The following is a 15,668-nucleotide window of genomic DNA, read 5'->3' as shown; positions in this document are numbered from 1 at the left end:
GCCGCTCTAGAGTTTAGTTCTGCACTTCGTGGAGGCTCGCCGGCAATTCGGCGTGTACCTTGCTGCCGGCCAGCGGGCGTCCGTGCCCGCTGCCTCCACCGGGGCCCCACCGAAGGTGGGTGTTGTTCTAAACTCAAGAGCGGCGACGGCACAGCTTTTCGGTGCTTTTCGGCCATCTCCGACAGCGGACTTGGTTTCTACACCGAAATCAACCATTTAATCTTTATCCTAGAATAGACCCGTAATCCTTCCATCTTCATCGACATCTATCTTTTCGGCTGCAGGAACTTTGGGTAGGCCCGGCATGGTCATGATGGCACCCGTTAGGGCTATCACAAATCCTGCTCCTGCGAAAACCTTTATCTGCCTTACGGTAATCCTGAATCCCTCGGGTTTTCCAAGAAGCTTGGGGTCATCGGACAGGGAATACTGGGTTTTTGCCATACAGATGGGTAAATGGCTGTAACCCAGAGCTTCCAGATTTTCTATCTCCTTTTCCGCTTCCCGGGTAAAATCCACGCCTTCGGCTCCGTAGACATTTCTGGCTATGGTTTCAATTTTGTCTTTTAAGTTCATATCGAGGGGATATACGAATTTAAATTCATTTTGCCCTTTTTCAATCAATTTTAATACTTGTTCAGCCAGATCCAGGCCACCTTCGGAGCCTTTTGTAAAGACTTCGGAGACGGCTGCAGGTACATTCATAGCCTTGCATCCATCGAAGACCATATTGAGCTCATCTTCGGTATCGGTGGGGAAGCGGTTTATGGCCACCGCCACCTGAAGACCATACTGCTTGCTGATATTTTCAATATGTTTTATCATATTCGGTATTCCTTTTTCAAGGGCCTGTAGATTTTCTTTGAAAGCTCCTGTTTTGCTACCCCTCCGTGGTGTTTCAGCGCTCTTACGCTTGCCACCAGGACAGCAGCATCAGGCTTTAATCCTCCCAGACGGCACTTTATATCTACGAATTTTTCGGCACCCAGGTCCGCACCGAATCCTGCCTCAGTCACTACATAATCCGCCAGACTCAGTGCCAGTTTCGTGGCAATCAGGCTGTTGCAGCCGTGGGCTATGTTGGCAAAAGGTCCGCCATGGATGAAAGCGGGAGTATGTTCAAGGGTTTGAACAAGGTTTGGGTTTATGGCTTCTTTCAGCAGAACGGCCATAGCCCCTTCAGCCTTTAAATCCCCTGCCGTCACGGGTTTACCATCATATGTATAGGCCACAATTATTTTTGATAGGCGCTCCTTTAAATCCGGCAAGCTTTTGGCCAGGCAAAAAGCCGCCATGACTTCCGAAGCTACTGTTATATCAAACCCATCCTCCCTGGGAACCCCGTTGGCTTTTCCTCCCAGGCCATCCACGATAAATCGGAGCTGCCGGTCATTCATATCCATGCAGCGCCGCCAGGTAATCTTTCTGGGATCGATATTTAAAGTATTCCCCTGGTAAATGTGGTTGTCCAGCATGGCCGCCAATAGGTTGTTGGCAGCTCCTATAGCATGAAAATCCCCTGTAAAATGCAAATTTATATCCTCCATCGGTACCACCTGGGCATATCCGCCTCCGGCTGCACCGCCCTTTATTCCGAAGACAGGGCCAAGGGCCGGTTCCCTGAGCGCTATCACGACTTTCTTGCCAAGTTTTTTCAGAGCATCCCCCAGGCCTACCGTTGTTGTTGTCTTGCCCTCACCGGCCGGTGTAGGGGTGATGGCGGTAACAAGGATCAACTTTCCCTCCTTCTTGCCCTGTAATTTCTTCAATATCCTGTGGTCCACCTTTGCCTTATACTTACCGTAGAAGAAAATCTCTTCCTCCGAAAGGCCGATGGATTCGGCAATCTTTTTTATAGGTTCGAGTTTGGCTTCCTGGGCAATTTCAATATCAGTCTTCACGGAATAACCTCCTTACGTTCATGTAAAATAAATATTGTGTTATATTACCTGTCCGTCGTTGACCGTAAATTTTCCTTTTTTAATCACTGTTTTTACCAGGTTAACCCCAAAGTGGTAGATGATAAAGTCCAGGTCCGGGGCATTCCATATCACAATATCCGCCTGTTTGCCCGGCTCGATGCTACCGATGGTAGAAGCCATGTTTATGGCCGATGCGGCATTGAGGGTCACCGCAGTGAGAACCTCTTCCGGTATCATCCTGTATTTCATGCACGCAAGATTCATCACAAGCTGAAGGGATTCGGTAGGGCATGAACCGGGATTAAAATCGGTGGCCAGTGCTACCGGGATTCCCATTTCTATCATGGTCCTTGCCCGGGCAAAAGATTCGTTTAAAAAGAGCGATGTCCCCGGCAAAAGTACCGCTACTACACTCTTTTCCGCCATGGCGCAAAGCCCCTCATCGCCGGCGTGGATCAGGTGGTCGGCGGAAATGGCTCCCACTTCTGCCGCAAGGTTTGCTCCCCCCAGTGAAGTCATTTCATCGGCATGGACCTTCGGGATTAGGCCGTGATTTTTGCCGCACTCCAGAATCTTTCGAGATTCATCCACGCTGAATACCCCTTGCTCACAGAAAACGTCGCAAAACTCTGCAAGATGCTCGCCGGCCACTCTCGGTATCATTTGTTTATTTATTAATTCTACATACTCCCCTGTTTTTCCTTTATATTCTTCCGGCACAGCATGGGCGCCCAGAAAAGTGGGCACCAACTCCATCGGATGAATCTTATTTAACTCCCGGATAGCTTCCAGTGATTTTATTTCGTCTTCCACATTCAGCCCATACCCGCTCTTTACCTCGCAGGTGGTAGTGCCATGGGTCATCATCCTGTCCAGGGCAGTCCTGCCATTTTGTATCAGGTCTTCTAAACTTGCCCTGCGGGTATTTTTTACGGTATTTAAGATCCCCCCGCCCATCTTTAGGATCTCAAGATAGCTCATACCTTTGAGTTTGAGGGAAAGCTCCTTTTGCCGCCATCCAGAAAAGATAAGGTGAGTGTGCGGGTCCACCAGGCCAGGTGTCACAAGACTGCCACCAGCATCGACGATTTGGGTTTTATAGCAAAAATTTCTCTGCTTTTCAAGAGCCTTTAGCTGCTCTTCGGTCCCCACACCAGTTATGGTATCCCCCTGGACAGCAATGAAAGCATCTTCTATAAGCTTTATTTTGCCCTGCTCTTTGCCTTTCTTCGCACATTTTCCCTCAGGCGTGGCCAGCAGACCAATATTTTTTACTATCAGGTCAGGAAAATTATTCATGCTATTCACCTCAATATTGAAATTTTACAACAAATAATTTTCCAGCACCTGCTTTTTATCATCGAACCCTTCCAGCTGCAGGTAGAATTTTGCCACATCTATCAATGCATTCATGGGGGTGAGCCCCACGATTTCACTGCCCACAATGTGGACACCGTATCTCCTGGCTTCTGTGCGAATTAGCTCAAAAACTCTGTAAAGTGAAGTCTTCTCATAGTTGGTCATGTTTATAGAGACCTGCGCCAGGTTCCTGTCTTCCAGCATTACTCCTATGGCCTTTACACATTTAAGGCCTCCGCTGCTTTCCCGGATAATTTTGGCTATGTTCCTGGCAATATTTATGTCCGATGTGCTTAAATTTACATTGTACGCTATCAAAGGCATGCGGGCACCAACGGCAACAACACCGGCAGTAGGATGAATCTCGGCTTTTCCAAAATCCGGTGCCCATGCGGGGTCTTTTATTTTCTCGGCCATCCCCTCGAATTCCCCGCGCCTTATATCCGCCAGGTTCCTGCGCTCGGGCCTGGTGGCCGATTCTTCATACAAAAACACAGGAATGGAAAGCTCCCGGGCAATCCTTTCGCCCAGTTCCTTTGTCAGATTTACACACTCTTGCATCGTAATATTTTTAACAGGCACGAAAGGTATTACATCCACGGCACCCATGCGGGGATGTTCCCCCCTGTGTTTTGTCATATCTATGAGTTCCGCGGCCTTTTTGGCTCCTTTAAAAGCCGCCTCTTTAACGGATTCCGGAGCCCCTATGAATGTAAAAACGCTGCGGTTGTGGCTCTGGTCAGAAGAATAATTCAAAAGCTGAATATCATCCACCGATTTTATGGCTTCGGCGATAGCTTCAATAACTTCAGGCCTTCTGCCTTCGCTAAAGTTTGGGATACATTCTATAATTGAACTCATTTTCATTCCTCCAGTTAAAGCATTTTATTGTATTAAAGTAATCCCGGCGGGTGGCGGTGCCCGCCGGGTAGAAACTACTTGCTCGATTCTCCTAACCCCTTTTCCACAACTTCATCAATAAGCTTTTGGTCGGGAATATAAGGAATTGTTATATGGCCGAGGCCACGATAGTTTTTATTGAATTCCACAGCGGTCTCTATAGAATGCGGATTCCTTGCCCAGGACCTCCGGGCCACACCGCCCATGACATCCCAGAGCAGGGCAGATTTTATGATATTGTCGGTTTTCTGGCTTCCATCCAGCAACAGTCCGAAACCGCCGTTGATAGCCTTACCTATACCCACACCGCCCCCATTGTGCAGGGTCACAAGGGTCATGCCCCTGGCGGCATTGCCTGCAAAGCACTGGGTGGCCATATCTGCCATGACATTGCTTCCATCCTTGATATTTGCGGTTTCCCGGAAGGGTGAATCGGCACCGCTCACATCATGGTGGTCTCTTCCCAGCATTACCGGTCCGATTTCACCATTTCTCACCATTTCATTGAACTTAAGAGCTATCTTCACCCTTCCCTCGGCGTCCTGGTATAGAATCCTGGCCTGGGTTCCCACCACCAGGTTGTTCTTTTCGGCATCGCGGATCCAGATATAATTGTCGCGGTCCTGGCCCCGCCTGCTGGGATCGATGCATTCCATAGCTGCTTTATCGGTCTTTATGAGGTCCTCATGCTTTCCGCTCAGGCAGACCCATCTGAAAGGCCCATAACCGTAATCAAAGAGTTCCGGTCCCATTATATCCTCTACATAGGAAGGAAATATGAACCCGTCTTTTTCATCCACACCGTTTTTGGAAATTTCCTTAACACCTGCATCAAACACAGCCTTCATGAAGGAATTTCCGTAATCGAAGAAATAAGTGCCCCTGTCCACCAATATCTTAATCAATTCAAAGTGATGCCTCAAACTCTTATTCACAAGCTCCCGGAATTTTTCCCTGTCTTCGGCGAGCATTCTAGTCCTCTCTGCAAAGGTGAGCCCCTGAGGACAGTAGCCGCCGTCATAGGGCACATGGCAGGAAGTCTGGTCTGACAGCAGATCAACTTTTATGTTGTTTTTGACGAAATATTCAAGAAGGTCTACAATATTTCCATAATACGCTATGGAAATAGGTTCTTTTTTCTGTAAATACTCATGGGCAATCCTGAATACCTCTTCAAAATCGGAGGATACCTTGCTCACCCATCCCTGCATCTTGCGGGTCTTAATCCGTGAGTAATCCACCTCGGCTATGATGCCCACACCCCCGGCTATTTCCACAGCTTTAGCCTGGGCACCGCTCATGCCACCCAGGCCTGAAGACACAAACAGGTGGCCTCTCAAGTCCTTATCATGGGGTATACCCAGCTTCAACCTTCCGGCGTTTAAGAGGGTGTTGAAGGTGCCGTGGACAATGCCCTGGGGACCAATGTACATCCAACCTCCTGCCGTCATCTGCCCGTAGTTGGCCACACCCATTTCTTCAGCTATTTCCCAGTCATCCTGGTTATCGAACATGCCCACCATAAGGGCATTGGTGATAATTACCCTTGGGGCATCGGGCTTTGAAGGGAAAAGTCCTACGGGATGGCCCGACTCGATGACAAGGGTCTGATCTTCGGTAAGGACTTCAAGATATTTCTTTATCAATCTATACTGCATCCAGTTCTGGCACACGCTGCCCGTTTCCCCGTATGTCACCAGTTCATAGGGGTATAAGGCCACCTCAAAATCAAGGTTATTGTCTATCATGACCTGAAAAGCCTTGCCCGCAAGGCATTTGCCTTTATATTCGTCTACAGGTTTCCCGTAGATCCTGCCTTCGGGCCTGAACCTGTAAGCATAGATCCTTCCCCGGGTCAAAAGCTCGTTTAAAAACTCCGGAGCAAGTTTTTCATGATATTTCTCCGGCACATAGCGGAGTGCATTTTTTAAGGCAATTTTTGTCTGCTCTTTTGTTAAGCGGAAATCTCTGGCCGGCGCCCTCCTTATCCCTTCCACAAAATCCGGCATTTCCGGCAACTCATCGTCCAGTTTTACCGTCATAGCCTTTGATATGTCAAAATTGCTTAACATCCAAAAACTCCCTCCCCTTAATATATTTCAAACAAAAATAATCTGTTTTCTACCATCATATTCTATATTAAAATTAATTTAACCTTCGGAAAATATTCTATCCAGGCGGACTTTTTTGCTCACCTTGAATTTGCTGGGGGGCATTCCCACCAAGTTCTTAAAAACCCTGCCGAAATAGTTGGGGTCATAATATCCCACCTGCTTTCCTATATCTCCTACGTTCATGTCAGTGGTAAGAAGCAGCTTTTTGGCTTCATCTATGCGAAGCTTTGTAACATAGTCAATAAAGTTCATGCCGGTAAAGTTTTTGAAACCGTGGCTAAAGTAATAAGGGCTTATATGGACATGGTCAGACACTTCCTCCAGGGTAATGGGCCTGTTGAAATTATCTCGGATATAATTTAAAGCCTTTTCAAAGACTTCGAGGTTCATGCGCTTGCGGCCCTGGTAGACTTCCTGAATGATACCCTTTATGGCTTGTTGCATCAAACTTTGAAGGGCTGTCATTGTATCACTCTTTAAAATTCCTTCCACGCATTTGCCGCTCAACACCGCAAGATTTTCCTGGTCGGCCCCGGCCTCCACCGATACCCTCATTAGAGTGGTTATAATCTCTATGAGCCGGGTCTTCATTGTTAAAGGATTTATAGCCTTTTGCTGCAGGGTGTCTCCCATCAACTCCCGGAGTATGTTATAGGCTCCTTCCTCATCGCAGGCCAGCACCCGCACTGAGAGCTGGGATTCCACTTCCACGGAATAAAGTCCCAGATCTTCTGAAAAGGGGAGCGCATTGTCGATATGGATCACCTGGCTTTTGCCCAGGAAGAATTTATGATGGCAGGCTGAAAGGGCTTCTTTGTATGATATGTGCAGGTCCAGTATGTCTTTATACCGCCGACCTATACCTATTGAAACAGATATCCCGGTCTCCTTTTCCACCTGTTCTTTCAAACAAGCACCTGTGTTCATGCTGTATTCAACTTCTGATGCCTTATCTTTTTCTATCCAGAACAATACTGCAAGCAAGTTCTCTTCCATATTTACTACCAGTGCATCAAACTTTTCCGCAAATCTTTTCAAGCATTCGTACACTCTTATCCTTATTGCTTGCTTTTGGATTTCACTCTTGTTTACTGTATCCGAATAATAGTTGTCTATAGTTACCACCATGACTGTATTGGGTAAATGTTCTATATTTAATTTTTTTTGCAGTTCCCATATATCTTTTACGCTGGTGATATCGTTGAAAAGTAAGTCCCTGAGGAAACCTTTTCTGGCATAATCTCGTATAAAATCGTCCATCCCGCTCACCTCAACTTACCACTTTTGCGGGAAAATCTGGATCTTTAATTATTTCTCTTGCAGTTTCGTACCCGGCATCGGCATAACGTATGACGCCAAGAGCGGGATCTGCTTTCAAGACATGGTCCAGTCTTTTTTGCGCCTGTTCAGTACCATCGGCTATCACCGTCACCCCGGAGTGGATGGAATATCCAATACCCACTCCGCCTCCCTGATAGATTCCTACCAGTGTAGCCCCGGAGCTGCAGTTTAAAAGGGCATTTAGTACCGGCCAGTCTGCAATGGCGTCGCTACCGTCTTTCATGGCCTCGGTTTCCCTGAAGGGTGAGGCCACCGCCGCCGCATCCATATGGTCTCTTGTGATGGCTATGGGGGCTTTTAGCTTCCCTGACGTCACCATCTCATTTATGATCTTTCCGAAAACCGACCTCTCCTTATAATTGAGCCAGCATACCCGAGCCGGCAGCCCGTGGAACATAAATCTCCTTTCCACAAAATTCAGCCAGTCGTGAAGCCTTGTGTCTCCTTTAAAAAGCGACAGGATTACCTCATCGGTCTTGTAAATATCTTCAGGATCTCCCGACAATGCTACCCACCTGAAAGGCCCTCTCCCTTCACAAAAGAGCGGCCTGATGTACTCTGAAGCAAATCCCGGAAAACAAAAAGCATCTTCAATGCCTGCCTTTCGCCCCTGCTCTCTCAGGTTGTTGCCATAATCGAACACCACCGCTCCCATGTTCTTAAGTTCCACCATGGCCCTTACATGACGCCTTATGGTTTCCATAACCATTTTCTCATATCGTTCTGGTTCTTCCTCCGCCAGTAGGTGCGCTTCTCGGGGCGAAAGTCCCGATGGTATATAGCTTTCCAGATCATGGGCCGGTGTTTGATCCGTTACCACATCGGGAGTAATTTTATGGCTTACAAAATATCCATATACATCAGCCGCATTGCCGCACAATCCAATGGATACGGGTTCGCCTTTGGCTATGTATTCTCCTGCCATTTCAAGGGCTTCACCCAGGGAATCGGCCATAATATCAATCATGCTTGATATCAGTCGCTTTTTGACGATAGCCCTGTCTACATCGGCCACAATAGCCACACCTCCGTTGGCGGTAATGGCCAGTGGCTGGGCGCTGCCCATCTCCCCAAGGCCCGAGGTTAGCACCATCTTTCCTTTAAGAGTGCCTCCAAAGTGTCTTTTAGCCACCTGTCCAAAAGTCTCCCACGTGCCCTGCAGTATCCCCTGGGTTCCGATGTATGCCCAGGAACCGGCGGTTGATTGGCCAAAAGCCGTCAAACCCCTTTCTTCCAGCTTGTGGAAATATTCCCAGTTAGACCAGTGGGGCACCAGCAGCGCCCCGGCCATGATGACCCTGGGGGCATACTCGAAAGTCCTGAAAACCCCCACGGGTTTCCCTGATTGAATGAGCAGAGTCTCATCGTTTTCAAGATTCATCAAAGCATTTACGATGGCCTTTAAAGACTCTATATCCCTTGCCACTTTGCCCCGACCGCCATAGGCCACCAGTTCTTCCGGAGCCTTGGCAATATCCGGGTCAAGGCAATTGAGGAGGAGCCTCAAAAGCCCCTCCTGCTGCCAACTCTTACATGTAATTTCTTTTCCTGTGGGTGATTTAATAATTTCCATGCGATTCCTTTCCTTTGGTTATATTTTAAAACAATATCATCGCCAGTACACCGGCAAATATAATCGAGAGTATGGTCCTTTCTATCCATATTACCATTATCTCGCTTATGGTCAAGGGGATTTCGGTAGAAAGTATACACGGTATCGAAGCCGAGAAAAATAGTATTGCTGATACGGATACTACAGCTACCACGAACTTTGTCGCCAGAGGCGCGCTTACTGTTAATAGTGCAGGGAGGAACATTTCCGCTACCTCTACGGCAGAAGCTTTGGCCGCCAGGAAAGGTTCAGGAATGCGCAATAGTGCCGTAAAGGGATAATATATCCATCCTATCCAATCAAATATTGGTGTAAATTCTGCAAGCACAAGCCCAAGAAGTCCTATAGACATTATGGTCGGTAGTATTGATGTAGCCATCCTGAAACCATCTTTTATATTTTTTACGATATTATCCCAAATCCCTGGAGCTACATCGGCCACTTTTAGGGCTTCATCCCACGCCCTAGCTAAAAGGTTGCCTTTTTCCTCTTTTTCAGGAGAGGCTTCACCCACATATTCATTTGACTTGGCAGCCAGCGGCCACAAGCGGGCGGTAATGGCAGTTACTACGAATGTAATAACAAGAGTTGCCCAGAAATACATATTCCACATATCCATTATTTTAAGGGTCTTTGCTACTATTATCATAAAGGTTGCAGAAACCGTGGAAAATCCGGTAGCAATTATGGCCGCTTCTTTGATAGTATATTTACCTTCTTTGAACACTTTATTTGTTATCAATAAAGCTATCGAATAACTTCCAACGAAAGATGCAACGGCATCTACCGCAGATCTTCCAGGTGTTTTCCAAATAGTTCGCATTACTGGTCTTAAGAGGGTTCCCACAAATTCCATAAGGCCATAGCTAACCAAAAAAGCCAGGAATACGGACCCTATTGGTACTATCATACCCACCGGTACCACCAATTTATTGAAAAGAAACGGCCCCATATCCGGGTCCATCATCCATGCGGGCCCTATCTTTAAATATACCATAAAGGCTATAACAATGCCCGCAACCTTGAACACCGAAAATACCCTATCTACCGTGGATTTTTTCCAAGTCCCATTGAGCCATGGCATTACACCGCCGATGATTGTAACAATAAGACCGTAAAGTAGTGCGAGTCCAGGAAGAGCTTGCCTTAACCCTGTAACCACATGATCAAGAGGAATAGAAGAACTTCCATTAAGCTTGATAGGGATAAAGAACATAAAAAATCCGATAACACTGTAAACAACAAACTTCCACGCAGCTTTGGACCTATCCATATAAATCCCTCCAAATTTTATATTTTTTTAATAAAATAATGAACTGGATTATATATTAAATAAAAAATCTTGCAAATCCTTCATATAAAATAATATTAAAACAGCATATTTTTGCTAATATTATTTTTATTACTTGTCTATTTATATCAATATAGACCCCTCACAAGTTATCTTAACATCGCTAGATATAAAGTTTTTATCTCCTACTTCAACACCTATAGTACCTCCCGGCTGCATTACCCCGATTTTACCTCTTAAACCCATATATTTTTTTAGGTATACCCCCAATGCCATGCTCCCCGAACCACAACCTTTTTCAAAAACGTGGCTTTGGGTGGACCTAACATAGACATAAGGCTTTATCTCGTATTCACCTTTCCCCAGTTCAATGTACGGGACAATACCGATGGCATCAGATTCGATTTTTGATTTAATGAGATCCATAACTTTATCATAATCATTAAAATCGCGCCATGATTTAAATATAAAATGTGATATTCCCTTAAAATCTATGATACTCCCTTTTATCTTTTTCTTGTTAATTTCAATCTTTGCATCTTTAACCGAAATGGGAAAAGGCATCTCACATTCTGCGCTATAAACATAATTGGATTTTTCCTCCACATGACATCTTAAAGGGTCACTTGCACCTGACACATCTATAAAGAAATCATCTTTTTCATAAATTCCACTATATCTCACATAGACGGCTGCGCAAAGGCTGGCGTTGCCACAAAATTCACCTCCGGCCATCTCCATGCCCAAAACCGAATCTGCGTTTTTAGGCGGTACGATAAACCCCACCTGTTCGGCACATAAACTGTCATAGTTCATTACTTCCCTGGCAACTGCAATATAATATTCCTTTGGGCAATATTCTGTGATGAATACAGTGGTATTTTGGCAGGGACTCATTTTGATGAAATTTAGTTTCATAAGCTTCCTCCTTAAGTCTGTTATAAAAAAATTGTCCGGCAATTTTGCCAGGGTTATCTCAATTCACCTATCCATTCTTCTACGGCTCTAGCCAATTGCCCACTATCTACCAACTTTGCCAGGGTTTTAACATCCTCACTCAATACTCTGTCTTCTTCTATTTGGGGCACTTGTTTTCTCACCAATTCATATACGATCTGGGTCCCTTTGCCAAGTTTTGTAGAGCGACCCATCTTTGCTCTTCTCAAATCTATAGCCTGTGTTGCACATAAAAGCTCGATGGCCAGCACATTTTGGGTGTTCTCCACTATCTTCATGGCCTTTCTTGCCGCTATAGTACCCATGCTAACATGGTCTTCCTGGTTTGCCGAGGAAGGGATGGAATCAACGCTGGCCGGGTGTGCTAAAACCTTATTTTCCGATACCAACGATGCTGCGGTGTACTGGCTGATCATGAGGCCTGAGTTTAGGCCGCCGTTTCCGGTCAAAAAAGCGGGCAAGCCTTCATTTAAGTTGGGATTCACCAGACGCTCTATGCGACGCTCGGATATACTGGCTAGTTCTGAAACGGCTATACCCATATAATCCATATTTATGGCCACAGGTTCTCCATGGAAATTTCCGCCGGAAATTACTCTGCCATCATCGGGGAAAATAAGGGGATTATCAGTGGCGGAATTTATTTCAATTTCTATAACATTTTTCACATGGGAGAGGGCATCTTTCACTGCTCCATGGACCTGGGGCATGCAGCGCAAAACATAAGCATCCTGGACTTTAAACTCACCCTGTCTGGTAATAAATTCACTGCCTTCCAGCAACTTTTTTATGTTGGCGGCGCATAACTTTTGTCCGGAATGTGGCCTTACCGCCTGTACCTTTTCATCAAATGCGTCTATGATGCCGTTTAAAGCCTCAAGATTCAAAGCCCCACAAATATCGGCAGTTTTGGAAAGATTGACAGCTTTAGCCAGGGCCAAACTCCCCACTGCCGACATAGCCTGAGTGCCGTTGATGAGGGCAAGGCCTTCCTTAGCTTCCAGAGATATGGGCTTTATTCCTGCTATTTCCATCACCTTTTCCCCGGGCAAGACTTCTCCTTTATACACTGCTTCACCTTCACCGATCATTACAAGAACCATATGTGCCAAAGGAACAAGGTCGCCACTGGCTCCCAGTGACCCCTGACTTGGCACCCGGGGTATTACCCCTTTATTTAGCATATCCAGCAAAGTTTGCAATGTAGAAAGCCTTATACCCGAATACCCTTTGGCAAGAGCATTTATCCTTAAAAGCATCATAGCCCTCACCACTTCTTCAGGGAAATACTCACCGATTCCTACGGAATGGCTCCTAATAAGATTTAGCTGGAGCTTTCTGGTATCTTCCGGAGATATGACCACATTACAGAATTTCCCAAATCCTGTTGTCACACCGTAAACTATATCGTCTTTTTGTATGATTTGCTCCACATACTCCCTGGATTTTTGGATCTTTTGTATGGATTCGGGTGAAAGTTGTACCTTTTCTCCCATTACCGCAACTTTTACTATATCTTGAATAGTTAAGTTTTCTCCATTTACTATCATGTTGGTTAACCTCCCAATATTTTTCCATTTTCCGCATGAAATTAGTGGAAAGATTTTATTTTACATAGACTAGCCGGCAAAAACAGATATTTTTTTATTAATTAATATAGAGATACTGTGATGCTTTAACATCGTAAATGACCCTTAAAAGTGAATTAAGGGAAACCCTTTTCGATGTTCATTTCGAAACTCGAGTCTCAAATTTCGAAGGGGTTTCCCTTAAAACCTATTTAGTTGGTTTTGAAATTTTATATATGCAGTTTTATACCTCTGTACGGCATGGATTATTCTGATATAGAAATAAGCTACACGAATTTACTTCGTTATTCCATCAACCAGCTTTTTCTGGGTGGCTAGTGACACCACCACAAAGATCACCAGTGAAACCAGGGCAGCATATATTTCTGCCGGTGCGCCAAAAATATTGGCTTTAGAAAGTATTCCACAAAGGGCCACTATTGAACCACCTATAAGGGATGATAGGGCACCGGCCCTGGTAGCACCTTTCCATAAGACACCGCCAATCACGGGGATAAATACCCCGGCGGTATACATGGTATAGGAGTAAATAAGGGCATCGATTATCCCAGGCACCAGCAGAGCTATTATCAAAGACAATATGCCGATTAAAAAAGTAAAGTTTCTTGAAATATTAAGAAGTCTCTTTTCATCTTTTACTTCATCTAGCTTGAAAGTCTCTACCCAAAGGTCTTTTACTATATGAGAAGCGGCCGCAGTTAAAAGAGAATCGGCAGTAGACATGATGGCAGCTAATATTGCCGCCAGCACAATGCCGCCTATTACCGGATGCAGTAAGTTTTCCATAACCCATGGTACCGACATGCCGGCCTCATCAATATTTGAAAGGGCTCTGGCACCCATACCTATGATAGCTGGGAAGAAGCTCACGATGACAAGTACTATCCCACCCACGATTGAAGCATTTCTTGCAACTTTTGCGTCTTTTGCAGCAAAAAGCCTCTGGTAAAAATCCTGACCTATGAGGGTATACATAACAGTGGGAAGTAAAACCCACATAATGCTGGCTGTACCCATGCCCCAGATATTAAAGTAACCTGCTTCGGCACCTTTTGTCACAAGCATTGCAGAAAGCCCGCCAAATCCGCCGGTTTTTGCTAAAACCACGGCGCTGGCTATAATGACGCCAATTGCAGCAAGTATTATTTGAACGAAGTCTGTAATGGTAGCAGCCCATAATCCCCCCGAAGTAGTATAGACTATAAATACCAACGTGGCTATGATTGCTCCGGCATTACCTTTTATGCCGAGAATACCCAGTGCACCTTTTGCTGAAAGTACCTGGGCCGCAAGGATGCCAACAAGAGCTATCAATGAAAGTATTGCTCCGAGGACCCTAACTGTCTTGCCACCATATCTTTGTTCAAGATAATCAGGTACCGTGTATAGGGAGAGGTCTCTGAATTTACTGGCAGTCATAAATGCCAGGAGTAATAAACCTATGCCGCAGGATACGCCGTACCATGCACCGGATATACCATAATTAAAACCATATTCACCTCCACCCATAACTGCTCCTCCACCAAAGTGGGTGGCCGCCAGCGTTCCAGCCAGGAGCCATATTCCGAGTCTCCTGCCCGCTAGCAAGAAATCTGTCATGCCATTGATATAATATTTACTGCACCACCAACCGACAAATAACATTAAAGCCATGTAAAGAATAACAATAAACAGAATCATTCCCATCTTCCCCCTTAATTTAATTTATGTTTTTAATTTTTATTTTAAATTTTTTCTATATAATTATATATTTTCCTCTAAACTAAAACTTAAAAATTAGCATTATTTTGCTGTTGTATGAATTTTCTGTATTAATATGTTACCAATTTAATATAATAAAGCTGCTTACCGGAGAAAAAATAATTGACTTGCTGGATGGCAAATATACCTATCCAGAATTTGAAATGGAACCGAAAAAATGTTAAATGATCTGGGGAGAAATCTGTACAGAATTACTTCACGAACTTGATAAAAAAATATATGATAAAAAAAATATATAAAGAAAAAACAAGAAAAGGAAAACTGGATGGTGATTCAAAAAGACTTTCAAAGGACAGTGACAACAGAATTTGGAGATATCACATATAAGGAAAAACATAAAGCAATAGTGCAGCTAAAAAAGCAATGCCTACAATGTTCTTCCATAGGCGGTATCTTTATTCAACTGATCCATGACAGGCTATGACGGCATTTCCGGGATAATTTCGCTCAATATATCTTCTTCTTTCACATCCGGTGTATTATCAGATCCTCTTTTTGCATAATTTCTTATGAAATAAAACGCGAGCCCCACAGCGCACCATATAATGCCTGTTTTTATACCATCTTTCGGCAGCTGTGTCATCATTATTAGATAAGCGATGATGCTTATCATCGCACCTGCTATTCCGGCGGGGGCTTTGTATGGTCTGGATAAATTCGGATGTCTCCGCTACATACGGGCTTTATACTTTTCATGGAGTTTTGCAAAAATCGGCGATAATACTCCATCTCTAGCCATGCCGAATAAATATCTGGCCGGTGCACCAATGCTGGGATTTATTGGTAACAAGTCTCCACCATTAGAATTACTGCCCATGCTAC

At 45.0% G+C, this 15,668-nt stretch carries 11 protein-coding genes and 2 pseudogenes; 1 reads left to right on the top strand and 12 read right to left on the bottom strand.

Annotation, left to right across the window (positions count from 1 at the left end; genetic code table 11):
• Positions 1-228: 228 nt before the first annotated feature.
• The 10 genes and pseudogenes from D2962_RS04795 to D2962_RS04750 all read right to left on the bottom strand — a co-directional run bounded on the left by D2962_RS04795 (position 229) and on the right by D2962_RS04750 (position 14,765).
• Positions 229-1,901, bottom strand: a pseudogene (locus tag D2962_RS04795) (formate--tetrahydrofolate ligase).
• Between the two features lie 39 nt (positions 1,902-1,940).
• A complete protein-coding gene (gene hutI / locus D2962_RS04790; protein ID WP_120766476.1) occupies positions 1,941-3,221 on the bottom strand; it encodes an imidazolonepropionase in 1,281 nt (426 codons plus the stop codon).
• 24 nt (positions 3,222-3,245) lie between these two features.
• A complete protein-coding gene (ftcD, locus tag D2962_RS04785; RefSeq protein WP_120766477.1) occupies positions 3,246-4,142 on the bottom strand; it encodes a glutamate formimidoyltransferase in 897 nt (298 codons plus the stop codon).
• Positions 4,143-4,216: 74 nt separating this feature from the next.
• Entirely contained in the window at positions 4,217-6,253 is a 2,037-nt protein-coding gene (locus D2962_RS04780) for a urocanate hydratase (protein ID WP_120766478.1), read from the bottom strand.
• A 78-nt stretch (positions 6,254-6,331) separates the two neighbouring features.
• Positions 6,332-7,555: a helix-turn-helix domain-containing protein gene (locus D2962_RS04775; protein WP_147421240.1), complete on the bottom strand. Its 1,224-nt coding sequence runs from the start codon at positions 7,553-7,555 to the stop codon at positions 6,332-6,334.
• Between the two features lie 10 nt (positions 7,556-7,565).
• Entirely contained in the window at positions 7,566-9,209 is a 1,644-nt protein-coding gene (gene hutU / locus D2962_RS04770) for a urocanate hydratase (RefSeq protein WP_122014298.1), read from the bottom strand.
• Between the two features lie 25 nt (positions 9,210-9,234).
• Positions 9,235-10,521 (bottom strand): YjiH family protein, encoded by a 1,287-nt coding sequence (locus D2962_RS04765; protein ID WP_122014297.1) that lies wholly within the window; start codon positions 10,519-10,521, stop codon positions 9,235-9,237.
• Between the two features lie 141 nt (positions 10,522-10,662).
• Positions 10,663-11,457: a histidine racemase CntK family protein gene (locus tag D2962_RS04760; protein ID WP_120766482.1), complete on the bottom strand. Its 795-nt coding sequence runs from the start codon at positions 11,455-11,457 to the stop codon at positions 10,663-10,665.
• Positions 11,458-11,510: 53 nt separating this feature from the next.
• The gene (hutH, locus tag D2962_RS04755) at positions 11,511-13,046 is read right to left on the bottom strand and encodes a histidine ammonia-lyase (RefSeq protein ID WP_122014296.1); all 1,536 of its coding nucleotides are present in this window, start codon (positions 13,044-13,046) and stop codon (positions 11,511-11,513) included.
• A 315-nt stretch (positions 13,047-13,361) separates the two neighbouring features.
• A complete protein-coding gene (locus D2962_RS04750) occupies positions 13,362-14,765 on the bottom strand; it encodes a sodium:solute symporter family protein (RefSeq protein ID WP_120766484.1) in 1,404 nt (467 codons plus the stop codon).
• A 134-nt stretch (positions 14,766-14,899) separates the two neighbouring features.
• On the opposite strand from D2962_RS04750, the pseudogene D2962_RS18375 reads away from it, so the two are divergent.
• Positions 14,900-15,183 (top strand): annotated as a pseudogene (locus D2962_RS18375) (UPF0236 family transposase-like protein); the annotation flags it as partial.
• A gap of 81 nt (positions 15,184-15,264) precedes the next feature.
• On the opposite strand, the gene D2962_RS04745 reads toward D2962_RS18375, so the two are convergent.
• Together D2962_RS04745 and D2962_RS04740 are read right to left on the bottom strand one after the other, a co-directional pair.
• Positions 15,265-15,459, bottom strand: a complete 195-nt coding sequence (locus D2962_RS04745; RefSeq protein ID WP_120766485.1) for a hypothetical protein — start codon at positions 15,457-15,459, stop codon at positions 15,265-15,267.
• A gap of 57 nt (positions 15,460-15,516) precedes the next feature.
• Positions 15,517-15,663 (bottom strand): APC family permease, encoded by a 147-nt coding sequence (locus D2962_RS04740; RefSeq protein WP_120766486.1) that lies wholly within the window; start codon positions 15,661-15,663, stop codon positions 15,517-15,519.
• Between the last annotated feature and the right edge of the window lie 5 nt (positions 15,664-15,668).

The organism is Biomaibacter acetigenes (assembly GCF_003691585.1).
GTDB classification, from domain to species: Bacteria; Bacillota; Thermosediminibacteria; order Thermosediminibacterales; family Tepidanaerobacteraceae; genus Biomaibacter; species Biomaibacter acetigenes.
Note: the sequence above shows the minus strand (reverse complement) of the source record. Positions and strands in the feature narration are given on the sequence as shown.

What these genes read in the sequence shown, in the direction of transcription:
- D2962_RS04745 (WP_120766485.1), bottom strand. Translation starts at nt 15,459, where the DNA reads ATGATAAGCATCATCGCTTATCTAATAATGATGACACAGCTGCCGAAA.
- ftcD (WP_120766477.1), bottom strand. Translation starts at nt 4,142, where the DNA reads ATGAGTTCAATTATAGAATGTATCCCAAACTTTAGCGAAGGCAGAAGG.
- D2962_RS04780 (WP_120766478.1), bottom strand. Translation starts at nt 6,253, where the DNA reads ATGTTAAGCAATTTTGACATATCAAAGGCTATGACGGTAAAACTGGAC.
- D2962_RS04760 (WP_120766482.1), bottom strand. Translation starts at nt 11,457, where the DNA reads ATGAAACTAAATTTCATCAAAATGAGTCCCTGCCAAAATACCACTGTA.
- hutU (WP_122014298.1), bottom strand. Translation starts at nt 9,209, where the DNA reads ATGGAAATTATTAAATCACCCACAGGAAAAGAAATTACATGTAAGAGT.
- hutI (WP_120766476.1), bottom strand. Translation starts at nt 3,221, where the DNA reads ATGAATAATTTTCCTGACCTGATAGTAAAAAATATTGGTCTGCTGGCC.
- D2962_RS04765 (WP_122014297.1), bottom strand. Translation starts at nt 10,521, where the DNA reads ATGGATAGGTCCAAAGCTGCGTGGAAGTTTGTTGTTTACAGTGTTATC.
- D2962_RS04750 (WP_120766484.1), bottom strand. Translation starts at nt 14,765, where the DNA reads ATGATTCTGTTTATTGTTATTCTTTACATGGCTTTAATGTTATTTGTC.
- D2962_RS04740 (WP_120766486.1), bottom strand. Translation starts at nt 15,663, where the DNA reads ATGGGCAGTAATTCTAATGGTGGAGACTTGTTACCAATAAATCCCAGC.
- hutH (WP_122014296.1), bottom strand. Translation starts at nt 13,046, where the DNA reads ATGATAGTAAATGGAGAAAACTTAACTATTCAAGATATAGTAAAAGTT.
- D2962_RS04775 (WP_147421240.1), bottom strand. Translation starts at nt 7,555, where the DNA reads ATGGACGATTTTATACGAGATTATGCCAGAAAAGGTTTCCTCAGGGAC.